Consider the following 15,456-nt stretch of genomic DNA (forward strand, 5'->3'; position numbering starts at 1 on the left):
GGCGGCCTTTGTTCCCGACTAGACCAAGCCCAAGGCGTCCCTCAAGCCCAGGACGTGCTCGCCACCGACCCATCCCTCATGGATCATGTTGAGAGCCACATAGAGGATCACTGCCAAGCCGATATAATTGATCCAGTGATATCGCTGGATGAGCCGGGCGACGTAATTCGCCGCAAATCCCATGAACAGCACCGAAAAAGTAAGCCCAATCACGAGAAGCGCCGGATTGTCGCGCGCGATCGACGCGACCAACAGCACGTTGTCCAGGCTCATGCTGAGATCTGCGATGGTGATCTGGATCGCGGCTTGAAGAAACGTCTTGGTGCGGGGCGGCCCTTCAATCTCGGGCGTATCGGGATCGTCACTGATCACCGGCGCACGCGGATGCATCTCCCGCCACATGTTGTAGGCAACCCAGAGCAGGAGGAGGCCGCCGGCAAATACCAGACCCGTGACACGTAGGAGCTGCGTGGCGATCACCGCAAAGGTGATTAGGAAAGCGAGCGCCATCCCTACCCCGAGCATCAGAACTCGGCGACGGTCCTTCTCCGGTAGCCCAGACGCCAGCGATCCCATGATGACGACATTGTCACCGGCCATGGTGAGGTCGCCGACTATGATCTGGCCGAGCTTGGCCATGCCCGTCGCAGTAAAAACGCTGGAGAAACTGAATCCTGTGATCATCTTCGACGACTAACGCTCCGGCCGCAAAATGAGGCACGCACCGGCCCGCACATGGCTGGCCGGTGCTTTAGCGCAGCTTACTGGTTCATTGAGGCGAAGAAGTCCTCGTTCGACTTGGCGTCCTTCATCTTGTCGAGAAGGAACTGCATCGCGTCGACCGTACCCATCTGCATGAGGATGCGGCGAAGCACCCACATCTTGCTGAGAGTGCCCTGCTCGACCAGCAGCTCCTCCTTGCGGGTGCCGGACTTGCCGACATCCAGCGACGGGAAGATGCGCTTGTCGGCGACCTTGCGGTCGAGAACGATTTCGCTGTTACCCGTGCCCTTGAACTCTTCGAAGATGACTTCGTCCATCTTCGAGCCGGTGTCGATCAGCGCGGTCGCGATGATGGAAAGCGATCCGCCTTCCTCGATGTTGCGCGCAGCTCCGAAGAAGCGCTTCGGACGCTGAAGTGCGTTGGCATCGACACCGCCGGTCAGCACCTTACCGGAGCTCGGCACGACCGTGTTGTAGGCGCGGCCCAACCGGGTGATGGAGTCCAGAAGGATCACGACATCCTTCTTGTGCTCGACCAGGCGCTTGGCCTTTTCGATAACCATTTCAGCGACTTGGACGTGGCGCGAAGCCGGCTCGTCGAAGGTCGAGCTGATCACCTCGCCGTTCACCGAGCGCTGCATGTCGGTGACTTCCTCCGGCCGCTCGTCGATGAGCAGGACGATCAGGAAGACTTCCGGGTGATTGTCGGTGATCGACTTGGCGATGTTCTGGAGAAGCACCGTCTTGCCGGTCCGCGGCGGAGCGACGATCAGCGCACGCTGGCCTTTGCCGAGCGGAGCGACGATGTCGATCACGCGGGCCGACTTGTCCTTGACCGTCGGATCCTTGGGATCGAGCTCGATCTTCGACGTCGGGTAGAGCGGCGTGAGATTGTCGAAATTGACCCGATGGCGCACGGCCTCGGGGTCGTCGAAATTTATGGCGGTGACCTTGGTCAGGGCAAAGTAGCGCTCGCCTTCCTTGGGAGCGCGGATTTCACCTTCCACGGTGTCGCCGGTGCGCAAGCCAAAGCGCCTGACGACGCTCGGTGCTACGTAGATGTCGTCCGGTCCGGCGAGGTAATTGGCCTCGGGAGAGCGGAGGAAGCCGAAGCCGTCGTTGAGGACTTCGATCGTCCCCGACCCCATGATCTCGGCACCGGTTTCGGCGCGGACCTTGAGGATGGAGAACATGAGATCCTGCTTGCGCAGGGTGGACGCGCCTTCGACACCAAGCTCTTCGGCCATGGTGACGAGTTCTGCGGGGGTTTGTTTCTTGAGATCTTTCAGATGCATTCGATATCGCTTCGGACGAAGGATTGGAAAAACGGCTTTAGTCAAAAAGCTCGGGACGGGCAGGACGCCTCATCCGGGACAAACGGTTCGTCGGCAAAGGAAGTGAACTGGCCGATTTAGCCGTCGCTGTTCGAGGTATGTCTGGCGGTGACCCAAGTCAATGCCGCCAATGAAGATTCGCGATCAGAACGGTTTGACGATCACTAGCACGACGATGATCGCTGTCGCGATTCCCGGCAGCTCGTTCATGATTCTCAAGGTGCGGCTGTCGAGCGGGCGCTTTCCGGCGGCCAGCCCCTTCCCGTACTTGCCCAGCCATCCCTGGTAACCCGTCAAGGCGATCACGAGCAACAGCTTGGCCTGAAACCAGTGCTGGTCCCAGGCACCAATCAGGTAGGCCAAGATCAAGCCCAGCACCCAGACGATGATCATCGACGGTGTAAGGATGATCGTGCGGACGCGATCCTCCCGCTCGATCCAGGCGCGGTCCTCGGCCGACCCGGGGGTCGTCTCATGATGATAGACGTAGAAGCGCGGCAAGATGAACAGGCCCGCGATCCAGAACATGACGAACGTCAGGTGCGCGGCCTTAATCCACGGATAGGCGACGGTCAGCAGCTCGAAGGTGTTGTTCATGCGCGCTGTTTCACCTGGGCAAGCATCTGCTCGACATGAGCAATGGGCGTTTCCTGAAGAATTCCGTGGCCGAGATTGAAGATGTGCGGCCGTCCCGCGAAGGCGTCAAGGACGCGCTCGACGGAGTCGGCGAGGCTTTCCCCGCCTGACAGCAAAGCGAGGGGATCGAGGTTGCCCTGTACCGGCAGGCCGGAGGGCAGCTCACGATCGGCCCAGACCGGATCGACCGTTTCATCGACGCCGATCGCATCGATGCCGGTTTCGCGAGCATAAGCGCCGAGCTTGCCGCCGGCGCCCTTGGGGAAGCCGATGAACCGAACATGGGGATGGCGCTGCTTGACGGCGGTCGCGATGCGCGCGGTCGGCGCAATGACCCAGCGCTCGAACTCGGCCGGAGCCAGGCTGCCGGCCCAACTGTCGAATAACTGGACTGCTTCCGCTCCGGCCTCGATCTGTCCGGACAGATAATCGAGCGTCGTCATCTCGATACTCTCGATGATGGCTGCAAATCGCGCCGGGTCGGCATAGGCCAGCCGGCGCGTTTCCGACTGGTCGCGGCTGCCCTGGCCGGCGACCATGTAGGTCGCGACCGTCCAGGGCGCTCCTGCAAAGCCGATCAGCGTCTTCGACGGGTCGAGCGCTGCCTTCACCCTGCGAACCGTCTCGTAAATCGGATCCAGGCGCTGCAGCGCAGGCTGGAGGTCCTCCAGGGAAGCATTTGCGAGCGGAGGCGTGAGGCGCGGACCCTCGCCCGTGACGAAGGTCAGGTTCTGGCCCAATGCAAATGGGACGATGAGGATGTCCGAGAACAGGATCGCCGCGTCGAGTTCCGGGAAGCGGCGCAGCGGCTGCAGCGTGATTTCCGCCGCGGCTTCGCTGTCATAGACCAGATTGAGAAAGCTTCCGCGATCGGCTCGCAACTCGCGATATTCAGGGAGGTAGCGACCGGCCTGGCGCATCATCCAGACGGGAGGCGGATCACGCCGCTCACCGCTCAGTACGGCCAGCATGGGCTTCTGCAACGATCCGATTTCACAGGTTTCGCTCGGGCTCGAAGCCACCCTCTACTCTCCCTTATATATAGATTCTTAGAAGACTGATGATGTTGTTGGCGCGCGGGACGCGGGGTTTAGGCGTGGCTCCCGTATTTGCCAACAAGAGTGCGTTCCGGACTCCTGAGGGGAACCGGCGAGTCGCCTTGGCTCGTGCCCGCGATTCACAGGCTGGGGATAGAATCGGGCGCCCGTGGATGAATCTCGGGAAGGTCCAAAAGGGACGTCGAAGAATGGCACGATTGAGCCGCTCCCCAACTCCGCGCTAGGACGCCACACCCACTTTTCCACAAGGTTGTTCCAAACGTGCTGATCCTCGCGTCCGCTAGCCCCATCCGCCGCCAAATCCTCGAGAACGTCGGGCTCGAGTTCGAAGTCGTCCCGGCGAATATCGACGAGAGTGCCGAGAAGGACCTCGGGAAGGGTCTGGAAATGATCGCAAAGAGTCTCGCGGAAGCCAAGGCGGTCGCGGTCAGTCGGGAGCGGCCGGGCGACTGGGTGATTGGCAGCGATTCCGTGGTCGGCGTGGACGGCGCACTGTTCAACAAGCCCGCCAGCCGCGAAGAGGCCGCCGAGCACCTTCGGAAATTCTCCGGCAAGAAGATGCTGCTGACGAGCGGCGTGGCCTTGGCTCGCGACGGAGAGGTCGACTGGTCGCACTTCGGCCGGGCCGAGCTGGAAGTTCGCGACCTTTCGGAGGAGTTCATCCAGTCCTACCTCGATGCAGAATGGCCGGACGTCGGCAATACCGTGGGCGTGTTCCGCATCGAGGGCCGCGGGATCCAGCTGTTCGAGACGATCGCTGGAGGGCACTTCACGATCCTGGGCATGCCGCTGCTCCCCTTGCTGAAGCGGCTTCGCAACAAGGGTCTGATGCAGTCATGACGTCATGTTTGACGTCACGACGCCAGGCTCGCGGGGCGGTGCAATGATGATGCTCGCGATCACCGGCTCCATCGGAATGGGGAAGTCCACGGTCGCGAGATTGTTCGAGAAGGCGGGCATACCGTTGTTCGATGCCGATGCTGTCGTCCGCGATTTGCAGGCCAACGATCCGGAAATGATTGCGGCGATCGGCAAGCGTTTCCCGGATGCCGTTCGCGGAACTGTGCTCGATCGGGAGACACTGGCGCGGGCCGTGCTCGGTGCCCCGGCGGAGCTTCAAGCTCTTGAGGCTATCGTCCATCCGGAAGTGCAGGCCGCGCGTCAGCGTTTCATCGAAGATCATCAAGACGCATCGGCGCTTCTGTTCGACATTCCCTTGTTATTCGAAACCGGCGGCGAAGAGGCGTTCGACAAGGTCATCGTGGTTTCGGCTCCGGCCGAGGTCCAGCGCGAAAGGGTACTTCAGCGACCTGGGATGAACGAGGCCAAGCTGAATGCGATCTTGGCGCGGCAAATGCCCGACGCCCAAAAGCGGGAGCGTGCCGACTTCGTCGTCGATACCGGCGCCGACCTTTCCGCAACCGAAGCCCAGGTGAATGAAATTCTTTATTGTCTCGGGCTCCGCTGAGGCCGATAGAAATCGGGTGCGAGAGATTGTCTTCGATACTGAAACCACCGGCCTGAATCCCGCCGGTGGCGACCGGATGGTCGAAATAGGTTGCATCGAGATGGTCAATCGGGTCGAGACCGGCCGCCATTTTCACGCCTATTTCAATCCGCAACGCCACATGCCTGCCGAGGCCGAGGCGATCCACGGACTCAGCAACCTGTTCCTGTCGGCGCAGCCGTTCTTTGAGGACAAGGTCGAGGAGCTGATCGAGTTCCTGGCGGATTCGCCGCTCGTTGCGCACAACGCCTCGTTCGATTTCGGCTTCCTCAATCACGAGCTCCAGCTGTGCGGTCGGCCGCTCGTCTGCATGAGCAGGATGGTCGATACGCTGGTGCTTGCGCGTACGCGGCATCCAGGCGCGAAACACAGCCTCGATGCCTTATGCACGCGCTTCGGCGTCGATCGCAGCCTTCGCGTGAAGCACGGCGCGTTGCTCGATGCTCAGCTTCTTGCGCAAGTCTATGTCGAGTTGACCGGTGGGAGGCAGATCGGTCTCGGCCTGGTCGCCGATACCAACGCCAAGGATGTCAAAGTCGGCGGACCGACCGTTACGGTCCGCGAGCCGCGCGTTCCGCGTCCGCACTTTGCGAGCGCGGAGGAACTGGAACGGCATCGTGCGTTTATCGCACGTATGGCGAACCCGCTTTGGGAACGCTTCGCGCCACTCGCCGCCTAGGGTGATTGACGCAATGGCCGGAGCGCGCCTAGCCGGCGCGCCGCACAGGAAAGGAGGGCTGAATGGTGGACGTACGGGTGACGGGCCATCAGGTCGACATCGGGGATTCGCTTCGCGAACTGGCAGTCGGCCGGATGCAATCGCTGACCGAAAAATACTTCTCGCGAGCCGTTTCGGCCAATGTGACCATGAGTCCGGGGCCCCATAACGATTTCATTTGCGATATCGTCGCGCCGGTCGCCCAGGGAGTGGTTTTGAAGGCGCATCACCGGGCGCCGGAAGCCAGGATTGCGTTCGAAGGCGCGGGTGACAAGATCGAGAAGCAGTTGCGTCGCTACGCCAAGCGACTGCGCGACCATAAAGGGAATGGCAGCGACGACTTCGTCGAGACGGCCGGCTATACCATTTTCGCAGTCCCGCCGGAGGCCGAGGAGCAATCCGAGGAGTCGTCGGACCATCCTGCGATCATCGCAGAGACGAAAGTCGACATTCCCGAGGCCACTGTGTCCGACGCGGTGATGATGCTCGACCTGCGCAACACGAACGCGCTGATGTTCAAGAATAGGGCATCGGGAGAATTGAACATGATCTACCGCCGCGACGACGGTAATATCGGCTGGGTTGAACCGCCCGCCCGCTGACAACATCTGGAATGTGTGTATCGGTGGACGTGCGGCGTTTGCCGTAGTGGTGAGTAGAATATGCAACTGGCCGATTTCCTGGATTTTGACGCGATCAAGCCTGCACTGCCGGGCGGCAACAAGCGCGCGCTGCTGCAGCAGTTGGCGCAGATTGCGGCCGGTCGTCTTCTCGCCGACGCCGGCGAGATCATGTCGAGCGTTTCCGAACGCGAACGGCTTGGATCGACGGGGTTCGGCCAGGGCGTCGCCATCCCGCATGGCAAGATCGAAGGCCTCAATCGGATCTATTGCTTGTTCGTGCGCCTCGCGGAGCCGGTCGACTACAAGTCGATCGACGGACAAAAGGTCGACCTCGTGTTTTTGCTTCTCTCGCCGCCCGATGCGGGGGCGGAGCATTTGAAGGCCCTGGCCGCGATCAGCCGTGTTACGCGCCATGCTCCGACGCTGGAGAAGATGCGAGGCGCCCGCAGCCGGGACGCGCTCGCGGCCGTTCTCATGGGGGCCGATGAGCGAGACGCCGCCTGACGCTTCCGAGCTGACGGCGACCGGAGCGGAAGGGCATTTCCGCCGTCTCGAATCGCTCTACCGCTCGGCCCCGGTCAACCGGACATTTGAATCGCGGATCGAGATCAGCGGGCCGGGTCATGCCAGGATCCGGTTCCAGGTCGACGAATCGTCATTTCACGCGGCAGGTGCGGCGCACGGAACGCTATATTTCAAGATGCTCGACGACGTGGCTTTCTACGCCGCGAACAGCCTCGTCAGCGACCGCTTCCTCCTGACCACAGCCTTCAACCTGCACTTCACGCGGCCGATGCGCGCGGGTGAGGCCGTCGCCGAGGGACGCTGGATCAGCGGGCGCCGCAGGGTGCTGATCGCCGATGCTCACATCATCGGCTCGGACGGAGAGGAAGCCGCGCGCGGGACCGGCACGTTCGTCAGGTCTCACATCCCGTTGAGCAGCCTGCCCGGCTACAAAAGCTGATGAACGAACGCCTTCCGGCGCACGTCGAAGTGTCGGCGATCATGCGACGGGTCGAAGCGGAGGGCGGTTTCGCAACCATGCTCCGCAGGGGCGATCCGGATCGCGGCGCAGTTGTCCTCTATATTCAGAAAAGAGGAGATTTTTGCGGAATTCTTGAGCGGGAACTCGGGCCGAACTTCACTTACGACTGGGTCTTCAAAACTGATGGTTCCGAAACTCTTGGCGATTTGATCGCGCGGAAATCGCGATTCGACCCGGATTTCTGGTTAATTGAACTGGACGTCGCGGAGCCGGAACGATTCATCGCTGAAACGACCGGCTCGGGTTGACCCCTGCTCCCGCGCCGGGAAAACAGGGTCCAACAAGAGCGGGGGGCACCATCTTACCGGAACAAGCCGGGGGCAGGTGCCACGCAAGACGGGGAACAAACACCAGGCGCTAAGCACAGTTTTTGAGTGCGATGTTGCGCGCCTGTGATGTCGGTTCACCGCCCAATGTTCGGATTTCATGTTTGTGACTTTACGATCGGCCTTGCTGATCTTCGCCGCAGCCAGCGCAAGCTCGGTTGCTCCGGCCCAAGTCGGCCCGACTTCGCAAGAGCCGCTAATTCCCGTGACGACTGCTTCGCTTCCGAAGATCGTCGTTCCGGAACCGATTACCAACCCGACCTATACGCCTGATGCCGACACACAGTCGGACGTTGATGGCGCGGCAGACTCCGTTGCTCCGCAAATCGTCAAGCCGACGGGCGACCTTTCGTCGCTGGTGGCCCAGCTTCGCGGCCCCGACGCCGGGAGTCGGGAGCTCGAGTGCCTCGCGGTCGGAATCTATTTCGAGTCGAAGAGCGAGCCCCTGGCGGGGCAGCTGGCTGTTGGCGAGGTCATCGCCAACCGTGCGAATTCGAACGGCCGCTTTCCGTCCACCTATTGCGGCGTGCTGTTCCAGCGTGGGCAGTTCAGCTTCATTCGCGGCCGGTCGCTTCCGACGGTCGCGCGGTCGAACCGCCAGTGGCAGACGGCTGTCGCAATCGCCAAGATTGTCGACCAGGACCTCAAGGATTCCGCGGCCGAAAACGCGCTGTTCTTTCACGCCAAGCGCGTGTCCCCGGGCTGGCGCCTGAAGCGCGTCGCATCGATCGGGAATCACGTCTTCTACCGCTAGAGCGGTTTTCGATATTCTTGTTTCGTTCTAGGGTGACCAGCGATGGCCACCCTAATCGATTCGTGCTTTGCCGACGCTCCGCCAATCGCTGCCGAAGTGGCGCGCGGAGTGACCCGGCTGTTCTGCCGCTCCGACCTGTTCGCGATCTGCGAAGTGCCGCTCCCTAACGGGCGGCGGGCGGACATGATGGCCATCGATGCCAAGGGGCTGCTGACGATCGTCGAGATCAAGGTTGCGAAGGCCGACCTGCTTGGCGACGGAAAGTGGACCGACTACCTGGACTATTGCGATCGCTTCTTCTGGGCCGTCCCACCGGATCTGGCATCCATCTGTGACGGCGAGCGGTTCAAGCCTGGCGAGGCCGGCCTGATCGTGGCCGACCGCTACGACGCGGTGCTGATCCGTGAGGCGACCTATCGGCCGCTGGCGCCGGCACGGCGAAAGGCAGAGCTACTGAGGTTCGCGCGCAGAGCAGCCCGGCGCTTGTCGGCGCAGATCGACCCAAGCATGGGCGACGATTTCTAGGGCCTACTTCAGCTTGAAGCTGTCGAGATCGTCGGTCTTGGCCGGCTTCGCTTTGCCAGCCGCTTCGATGGTCGCGATGATCTTACGATTGCGCGTGTCGCGCTTCGCATAATCGCGAGCCGAATACCCGGCAGCGGCATCCTTCTTGTCAGGGTTCGCGCCCCTGGCGAGAAGAAGCTTCACCGACTCCAACTGGCGCTGCTGGACCGCGAGGATTAGCGCGGTCTCGCCCATCTTATTGGTAGCGTCGACCTTTGCGCCGAGTTGCAGAAGCATGTCGACGGCATCGGTGTAGCCAACCCGCGCAGCAACGATTAGCGGAGTGTTTCCGCCTCCATCCGCCAGGTTCGGGTCGGCGCCCTTGCCGAGCAGGAACTTGGTCCACAAATCGTCACCGCGCGCGATGACGATGGTGAGCGCAGTCTCGCCCTTCAGGTTCCGGGAATTGAGAAGGGCCGGGCGGCTTTCCAGCAACTCGGTCGCCTTGTTGCCGTCGCGTGAGCGGACCGCAGTCAGGAACGGCTCAGCATCTGAAACATATTGTGCGGCCACCGGCGCCGATGCTGCCGCAAGCGCGAAAGCGATCAATGCGAACCATTTCATATTGTCTGCCCTTTTGAGCCCTGCTCCTTGAACGCGCCCCGATAGCAAAGCATGTCTGAACTTGTCATGGCCAAGCCGAGCAAAACTTCCATCCCGTTCTGGGAGCGGCCGCTGTCCGAACTGGATCGCGGGCAGTGGGAGGCGTTGTGTGACGGCTGCGGGCGGTGCTGCCTGCACAAGCTCGAGGATGAAGACACGGGCTTGCTTTATCCTACGAACGTCGCCTGCGCGCTTCTCGACCGCAAGAATGGGATGTGCATCGACTACGCTCACCGCAAGAAGCGCGTGACAGATTGCGTGGTGCTGGACCGCAACTCGCTCGGTGGACTCGACTGGTTGCCAGAAAGTTGCGCCTATCGGCTGCGGTCGGAAGGAAAGCCGCTTCGCGCATGGCATTATCTTATTTCGGGGAGCCGCGAGACGGTGCACGAAGCGGGCCAATCGACGCGTGGCTGGACGGTGAGCGAACTCGATGTGGATGAACTGGAAGATCATGTCGTCGACCGCGGGCTCTGAGGCTCTCTTTCGGCACGGCGACCTTCCGTTGCCGGTCGAAATTCGCGGCATCCGGGGTGCGCGGCGCCTGCGCCTGCGCCTGGACGAGAAGCGCCAGGTGCTAAAGCTCACCGGTCCGTTGCGAATGAGCCGCAAGGCGGCCCTGAAGTGGGCTGCGGAGCAGCGCGACTGGGTCGAAACGCAAGTCGCAGCGATGCTGCCAGCCGAGCCGTTCGAGCCCGGCGCGGTAATCCCGGTCGAGGGGCGAGATGTGCGCCTCAGTTGGTCCGAAGAGGCACCGCGAACGCCGCGACTGGAAGGCGATTTACTCGCCTGTGGGGGACCGCGAGATGGCTTTGCCAGGCGCATCGAAGTTTTCCTGCGCCGCCGATCTCTCAAGCTGCTTTCCGAGGAGACGGCGGAGTTCGCAGAACGCGCGAAGGTGACGCTGAAAGGCGTGTCAGTGGGCGATCCCGACACGCGTTGGGGAAGCTGCTCGTCGGCTGGCCGGCTGCGTTACAGCTGGCGGCTGATTCTCGCTCCGTCGGAGGTCCGGCGATACGTCGTCGCCCACGAGGTCGCGCACCTCGTGCACCTCAATCACGGTCCCGAATTCAAGGCATTGGAGCGCGAGCTCTTCGACGGTGACGCCGACGCCGCGCGGCTATTGCTGCGACGGATCGGGGGCCGGTTGAAGCGGATCGGGCGGACGCTGTGAACCCGGCTGGGGCGGCCTGACCACTTGCGGCCGGGGCGCCGGCTGCCGCTGAGGTTGCTGGCGGTCCGCACTTCCAGGGGGAAGCACCTTGTCGAGCCACTGCTGGTCGAGCTGATTGCCGGTCTGGGGCACTTGCTGGGGCTGGCCCGGAAGCGGCTGGCCGGGCGGGGGAATGGTGTCGATCGGCTGACCGGGAAGCGGATTGCCATTCTCGTCGACCAGCGGAGGCGGGCCAACGCTATTGTCGACGGCATAGGGATCTTCCTCGGCATCGAGGTTCCAGTCGGGCATCGGCACTTCGGTCTGGAAATTCTCCACCGGCCGGTTGGCGACGGCGACGACCATGAAGTCATGAAAGGCGCGCGCGGGGGCGGTGCCACCCTGCAATCCGGCAATTGCGCGAGCATCGTCGCGGCCCATCCAGACTCCGGTTGTCAGGCCGCTCGAGAAGCCGATGAACCAGCCGTCCTTGTTGGAGCTCGTGGTTCCGGTCTTGCCGGCCACCGGCCGTCCGATCTGCGCGGCGCGACCCGTACCCGTCAGCACGGCAGATTGCAGCAGGTCTGTCATTTCCGCAGCAACCCAGGGAGCGACCAGCACTCGGCCCTCCTCGCTTTCCTTCTGATAGAGCAGCCGGCCGTCGGCGGTGACCACCTTGCGGATCGCATACGGCGTAACAGAGACCCCCTGGTTGGCGACCGACGCAAAGGCCCGAGTCATGTCGATCAGGCGCACGTCGCTCGTGCCAAGCACCATCGAAGGATAGGTCGAGATCTTGCTGGTGATACCGAAGCGGCGGGCCATGTCGGCGATCGTGCCGAACCCGAGCTGGGCGCCGATCTTGGCACTGACCGTGTTGATCGACAGAGCGAAGGCTTCGCGCAGGCTGACCGGACCGCGGTTGGTTCGCGTCGAGTTGCGCGGCGTCCAGCCGTCGATCGTCACCGGTTCATCGACGATGGTGTCGGTCGGCTTCATCCCGGACTCGAGCGCCGCCAGGTACACGAACAGCTTGAACGATGAGCCGGGCTGGCGCTCCGCCTGCGTAGCGCGATTGTAGATGGAATCGACGTAATCCTTGCCGCCGATCATGGCGCGAACGGCGCCGTCCCTGTCGAGCGATACCAGAGCACCTTGGGCATTGGCGGGCGCGTTGGCAGCAATTGCCCGCTCCGCCGCGGCCTGCATGTTCGGATCAAGCGTCGTCCAGACGTCGATCGGTTCGTTGCTTTCATCGATCAACGTGTCGAGCTGGGGCAGCGCCCAGTCGGTGAAGTATCGAACGCTGTTCTGCTTGGTGGTCGGCTGGATCTTCACCGCAGCGGAATCGACCTGCGCGGCGCGGTCCGGCGAGACGAACCCATTGTCGACCATGGTCTTGAGAACGACCTCGGACCGGCTACGGGCAGCCTCAATGTCGGCGGTCGGCGAATAGTTCGACGGTGCCTTCACCAGGCCGGCGATGATCGCGGCCTCGCCCAGCGAAAGGTTGCGTGCGCTATGCCCGAAGAAGCGCCTAGACGCCGCATCGATGCCGTAGGCGCCGCCGCCAAAATAGACGCGGTTCAGGTAGAGCTCGAGAATCTGGTCCTTGGTGAACTTGCGCTCGATCGCCAGCGCGAGGACCGCCTCCTTCACCTTGCGGCCGAACGTGCGGCTGTTGGTGAGAAAGATGTTGCGGGCCAGCTGCTGGGTGATGGTCGATCCGCCCTGCGTCCAGTGCCCGGTGTCCACGCGCACTTTCGCGGCGCGAGCGACTCCGACCGGATCGACTCCGAGGTGCGAGCGAAAGCGCTTGTCCTCCACCGCGATCATCGCGGCGCGCATTTCGGCCGGGATCTGGTCGTAGGGGAGCCACTGCCCGAAGCTTGGGCCGATGTTGACCAGGACCGCGCCGTTCGATGCTCGGACGCGGATCATCTGCCCCTGCCCGGTGCGGCTCTTGAGGTCCGAGTAGCTGGGAAGATTGGCATAGGCGACCGCGACCGCGACGATCAGGGCGATCAGGCCGAGCAGCGCTCCGTAAAGGGCAATCTTCAGCGCGGTCACGAGTGGCCTGCGGATGGGGTTCGAAGCGGCGCGGGCCATCGTGTGACGAGGATTATAAACTCATGTGACACCCGACAAGCGCTATCGCCATCGGCATCTTACCGCAGGATTAACCCTGTTTTGATGTTTCACCCGTAGCCACGGCCGCATGTTGGCCCGCACCGCACTCTTTGCTGTGGGTTTGGCGGCGGCGGCGTTGCTGGCGGCGATCCCCGACGCGCGCGCCCAGTGCAGGCTCTGCGACAAGCCGGTAACCGCGCCCAGAGCAGACTCGTCCGGCGAGATCATCGAGCTCCAAATCGAAGCCAGCCTCGACTTCGACCGGCTGGTCGTCCTTGGCGATGGTGAAGGCACGGCAACCCTGCTGCCCAACGGAACCCGGCAGACTTCGGGCTCCGTTGAGGCAATGGGCGGACGGGCGATGGTCGGCGAAGCGCATATCCGGGGGGAGCCTGGCCGCTCCGTTCGAATCGACATGCCATCGCGTCTTCAGCTGCACTCCATGGGAGGCGGGCGAATCACGATCGACGAGATCGTCACCGACTTGCCGGGCGACCCTCGCCTCGATTCGCGGGGCATTCTCAATTTCCGCTTCGGCGGGCGAATTCGTTTCAACGGAAGTAACGATGGCGACTTCCGGGGTGAGCTGCCGATCACCGTGGAATACCCTTGAGAGAATGGCCCAAAACGGCGGAATCCTTTCCGTCTTGGTAACCATGACCTTGAAGCAACCTCTAATCGGTTGGGGTTAATGCGGCGATCACGGTGAGCGGACCAGCGGTCAGCCCAACCGCGAGACTTTTGGTTCGGAACAAGTGGGGATTCTCAAATGACGAAACTTCTTCGTAATACGTGCCTCGCCGCCTCGGTAGCGGCTTCGGCACTGGTTGCCACGCCGGCCGTCGCTGCGCCGGTTGGCGCCGCCACGCCCGCCACGGCGCGCGCTCGCATCGTTCGTCCGCTCCTGCTGACGGCGACCCGCAACCTGGACTTCGGCACGATCACGCTCGGCACGGTTGCTGCCGGCGGTGAGACCGTCGCGATGAACCAGGCCGGCGTTGTCACCTGCGGTTCGGGTGGCCTGACCTGCTCGGGCACCCCGGTTTCGGCGGCTTACAACGTGCAGGGCACCAACAACCAGGTCGTCGTGATCACCGCGGTCGCCAGCCCGCTGACGAACGCGAACGATGGCACGACCCTGTCGTTCTCGCCGAATGCTCCGGTTTCGGTCACTCTGACCAACTCGGGCGCTCCGGGCACCAACTTCAACGTTGGCGGCTCGATCACGATCGTCCCGGCAACGACCGACGGCGTCTACAGCGGCAACGTCAACGTCACCGTTGACTATCAATAAGCTGCTGAGGGCCCGCAAGGGCTGATCGGAAGGGAAAGGGCCGCGGTTCGCCGCGGCCCTTTTTCGTTGTCTGCATTCCGCGGGCGATATGGTTAGCGGGATATCAACCATTTTGGACCAAATCTCCCTCCGAACCCGTGGGGAGATTTCGATGTCGTTCTTTCGTCTTGCTGCGCGCGCCGCGCTTCTTGCTCCGCTGCTGCTCGCCGCACCCGTTGCGCAGGCCGGCGTCGGCGACCTCCTGGTCGCGCCGACGCGCATCGTCCTCAACGGCAGTCGCGGCACCGAGATCGTGCTCAACAACATCGGCGATGACGTTGCGACGTATCGTATCTCGGTCGAGCTGCGGCGGATGACACCGGACGGGATGCTCCACGACGTCACCGATCCGAATGCGGAAGAAAAGCTCGCGGAATCAATGATCTTCTACGCGCCGCGGAGGGTCACGCTGGCTCCACGCGAGCCGCAGACCATCCGCATTTCCGCCCGTGCGCCGAAGGATCTTCCGGACGGCGAATATCGCGTCCACCTGCTCTTCCGCGCCGTCCCGCCGCCGACGCCAGTGCAGGCGCCGCAGGACGTGAAGGGCATCGCCTTCGCCCTGACGCCGATTTACGGCGTGACCATCCCCGTCATCACCCGCTTCGGCAATCTCGAGGCCAAGGCCGGAATCAGCAACGTGAAACTGACCAAGGCAGAGGGGAAGCCCGCCGTCAGCGTTGAGCTGACCCGCAACGGCGAGCGCTCGACCTTCGGCGAGGTTCGGGTCATGAAATCGGGGATCAAGGACCCGATCGCCGTGCAGCGCGGCGTCGCCGTCTATACCGAGGTCGGGCAGCGAAGCCTCACCATCCCGATCGACGAGAAATATCTGGCCTCGGCCAGCGGGCATGTGACGGTTCAATATGTCGAACCGAGCGACAACGGCCCGCTCACCATCGCCGAGACCGACGCGGTCTTGAACTAGGACGCGGGAGCAGCCGCAGGA

Annotated in this window: 20 protein-coding genes; 14 read left to right on the top strand and 6 right to left on the bottom strand. The window is 62.7% G+C overall.

Features of this window, described 5'->3' with window-relative positions; translation table 11 throughout:
* Positions 1-18: 18 nt before the first annotated feature.
* The 4 genes from ABD928_RS08260 to hemE all read right to left on the bottom strand — a co-directional run bounded on the left by ABD928_RS08260 (position 19) and on the right by hemE (position 3,715).
* Positions 19-684 (bottom strand): YjbE family putative metal transport protein, encoded by a 666-nt coding sequence (locus tag ABD928_RS08260; RefSeq protein ID WP_345167829.1) that lies wholly within the window; start codon positions 682-684, stop codon positions 19-21.
* A gap of 77 nt (positions 685-761) precedes the next feature.
* Positions 762-2,018 (bottom strand): transcription termination factor Rho, encoded by a 1,257-nt coding sequence (gene rho, locus ABD928_RS08265; protein WP_187715552.1) that lies wholly within the window; start codon positions 2,016-2,018, stop codon positions 762-764.
* Between the two features lie 183 nt (positions 2,019-2,201).
* Entirely contained in the window at positions 2,202-2,654 is a 453-nt protein-coding gene (locus ABD928_RS08270; protein WP_345167834.1) for a CopD family protein, read from the bottom strand.
* Positions 2,651-3,715, bottom strand: a complete 1,065-nt coding sequence (gene hemE, locus ABD928_RS08275; protein WP_398286785.1) for a uroporphyrinogen decarboxylase — start codon at positions 3,713-3,715, stop codon at positions 2,651-2,653. Before hemE ends, ABD928_RS08270 begins: the two co-directional genes overlap by 4 nt.
* Positions 3,716-4,012: 297 nt before the next feature.
* Here hemE and ABD928_RS08280 point away from each other — a divergent pair, with 297 nt between their 5' ends.
* The 9 genes from ABD928_RS08280 to ABD928_RS08320 all read left to right on the top strand — a co-directional run bounded on the left by ABD928_RS08280 (position 4,013) and on the right by ABD928_RS08320 (position 9,249).
* Positions 4,013-4,591 carry a Maf family protein gene (locus tag ABD928_RS08280; RefSeq protein ID WP_345167837.1) on the top strand — a complete coding sequence of 193 codons (579 nt, stop codon included), beginning with the start codon at positions 4,013-4,015 and terminating at the stop codon, positions 4,589-4,591.
* Between the two features lie 43 nt (positions 4,592-4,634).
* A complete protein-coding gene (gene coaE, locus ABD928_RS08285; protein ID WP_187715813.1) occupies positions 4,635-5,219 on the top strand; it encodes a dephospho-CoA kinase in 585 nt (194 codons plus the stop codon).
* Positions 5,220-5,235: 16 nt separating this feature from the next.
* Positions 5,236-5,937: a DNA polymerase III subunit epsilon gene (gene dnaQ, locus ABD928_RS08290; protein ID WP_187715550.1), complete on the top strand. Its 702-nt coding sequence runs from the start codon at positions 5,236-5,238 to the stop codon at positions 5,935-5,937.
* A 65-nt stretch (positions 5,938-6,002) separates the two neighbouring features.
* Positions 6,003-6,578, top strand: coding sequence for a ribosome hibernation-promoting factor, HPF/YfiA family (gene hpf, locus ABD928_RS08295; protein ID WP_187715812.1), 576 nt, complete (start codon positions 6,003-6,005; stop codon positions 6,576-6,578).
* 60 nt (positions 6,579-6,638) lie between these two features.
* Positions 6,639-7,103 carry a PTS sugar transporter subunit IIA gene (locus tag ABD928_RS08300; RefSeq protein WP_187715549.1) on the top strand — a complete coding sequence of 155 codons (465 nt, stop codon included), beginning with the start codon at positions 6,639-6,641 and terminating at the stop codon, positions 7,101-7,103.
* Entirely contained in the window at positions 7,084-7,563 is a 480-nt protein-coding gene (locus ABD928_RS08305) for a PaaI family thioesterase (RefSeq protein WP_187715548.1), read from the top strand. The genes ABD928_RS08300 and ABD928_RS08305 overlap by 20 nt, the downstream gene beginning before the upstream one ends.
* Positions 7,564-7,592: 29 nt before the next feature.
* Positions 7,593-7,892 (top strand): DUF1491 family protein, encoded by a 300-nt coding sequence (locus tag ABD928_RS08310; protein ID WP_262984935.1) that lies wholly within the window; start codon positions 7,593-7,595, stop codon positions 7,890-7,892.
* A 184-nt stretch (positions 7,893-8,076) separates the two neighbouring features.
* Entirely contained in the window at positions 8,077-8,724 is a 648-nt protein-coding gene (locus ABD928_RS08315; RefSeq protein ID WP_345167845.1) for a cell wall hydrolase, read from the top strand.
* Between the two features lie 42 nt (positions 8,725-8,766).
* Positions 8,767-9,249 (top strand): MmcB family DNA repair protein, encoded by a 483-nt coding sequence (locus ABD928_RS08320; protein ID WP_345167848.1) that lies wholly within the window; start codon positions 8,767-8,769, stop codon positions 9,247-9,249.
* 3 nt (positions 9,250-9,252) lie between these two features.
* On the opposite strand, the gene ABD928_RS08325 is transcribed toward ABD928_RS08320, so the two are convergent.
* The gene (locus ABD928_RS08325) at positions 9,253-9,852 is read right to left on the bottom strand and encodes an ankyrin repeat domain-containing protein (RefSeq protein WP_187715545.1); all 600 of its coding nucleotides are present in this window, start codon (positions 9,850-9,852) and stop codon (positions 9,253-9,255) included.
* Between the two features lie 51 nt (positions 9,853-9,903).
* Between ABD928_RS08325 and ABD928_RS08330 the strand changes: the two genes are divergently transcribed.
* Positions 9,904-10,368: a YcgN family cysteine cluster protein gene (locus ABD928_RS08330; RefSeq protein WP_345167850.1), complete on the top strand. Its 465-nt coding sequence runs from the start codon at positions 9,904-9,906 to the stop codon at positions 10,366-10,368.
* Positions 10,331-11,065, top strand: a complete 735-nt coding sequence (locus ABD928_RS08335; RefSeq protein ID WP_345167852.1) for a M48 family metallopeptidase — start codon at positions 10,331-10,333, stop codon at positions 11,063-11,065. The genes ABD928_RS08330 and ABD928_RS08335 overlap by 38 nt, the downstream gene beginning before the upstream one ends.
* Here ABD928_RS08335 and ABD928_RS08340 read toward each other — a convergent pair.
* Complete coding sequence (locus ABD928_RS08340; RefSeq protein ID WP_345167855.1) at positions 11,012-13,153, bottom strand: PBP1A family penicillin-binding protein; 2,142 nt, start codon at positions 13,151-13,153, stop codon at positions 11,012-11,014. The genes ABD928_RS08335 and ABD928_RS08340 overlap by 54 nt on opposite strands.
* Positions 13,154-13,262: 109 nt before the next feature.
* Between ABD928_RS08340 and ABD928_RS08345 the strand changes: the two genes are divergently transcribed.
* From ABD928_RS08345 to ABD928_RS08355, 3 genes are all read left to right on the top strand, one after another.
* Complete coding sequence (locus tag ABD928_RS08345; RefSeq protein WP_345167858.1) at positions 13,263-13,787, top strand: DUF4402 domain-containing protein; 525 nt, start codon at positions 13,263-13,265, stop codon at positions 13,785-13,787.
* Positions 13,788-13,943: 156 nt separating this feature from the next.
* On the top strand, positions 13,944-14,468 hold the full coding sequence (locus tag ABD928_RS08350; RefSeq protein WP_187715542.1) for a DUF4402 domain-containing protein: 525 nt from the start codon (positions 13,944-13,946) through the stop codon (positions 14,466-14,468).
* Between the two features lie 151 nt (positions 14,469-14,619).
* Complete coding sequence (locus tag ABD928_RS08355; protein ID WP_345167862.1) at positions 14,620-15,435, top strand: fimbrial biogenesis chaperone; 816 nt, start codon at positions 14,620-14,622, stop codon at positions 15,433-15,435.
* The last annotated feature ends 21 nt before the right edge of the window (positions 15,436-15,456 follow it).

The organism is Sphingomonas daechungensis, assembly GCF_039543105.1.
GTDB lineage: Bacteria > Pseudomonadota > Alphaproteobacteria > Sphingomonadales > Sphingomonadaceae > Sphingomicrobium > Sphingomicrobium daechungense.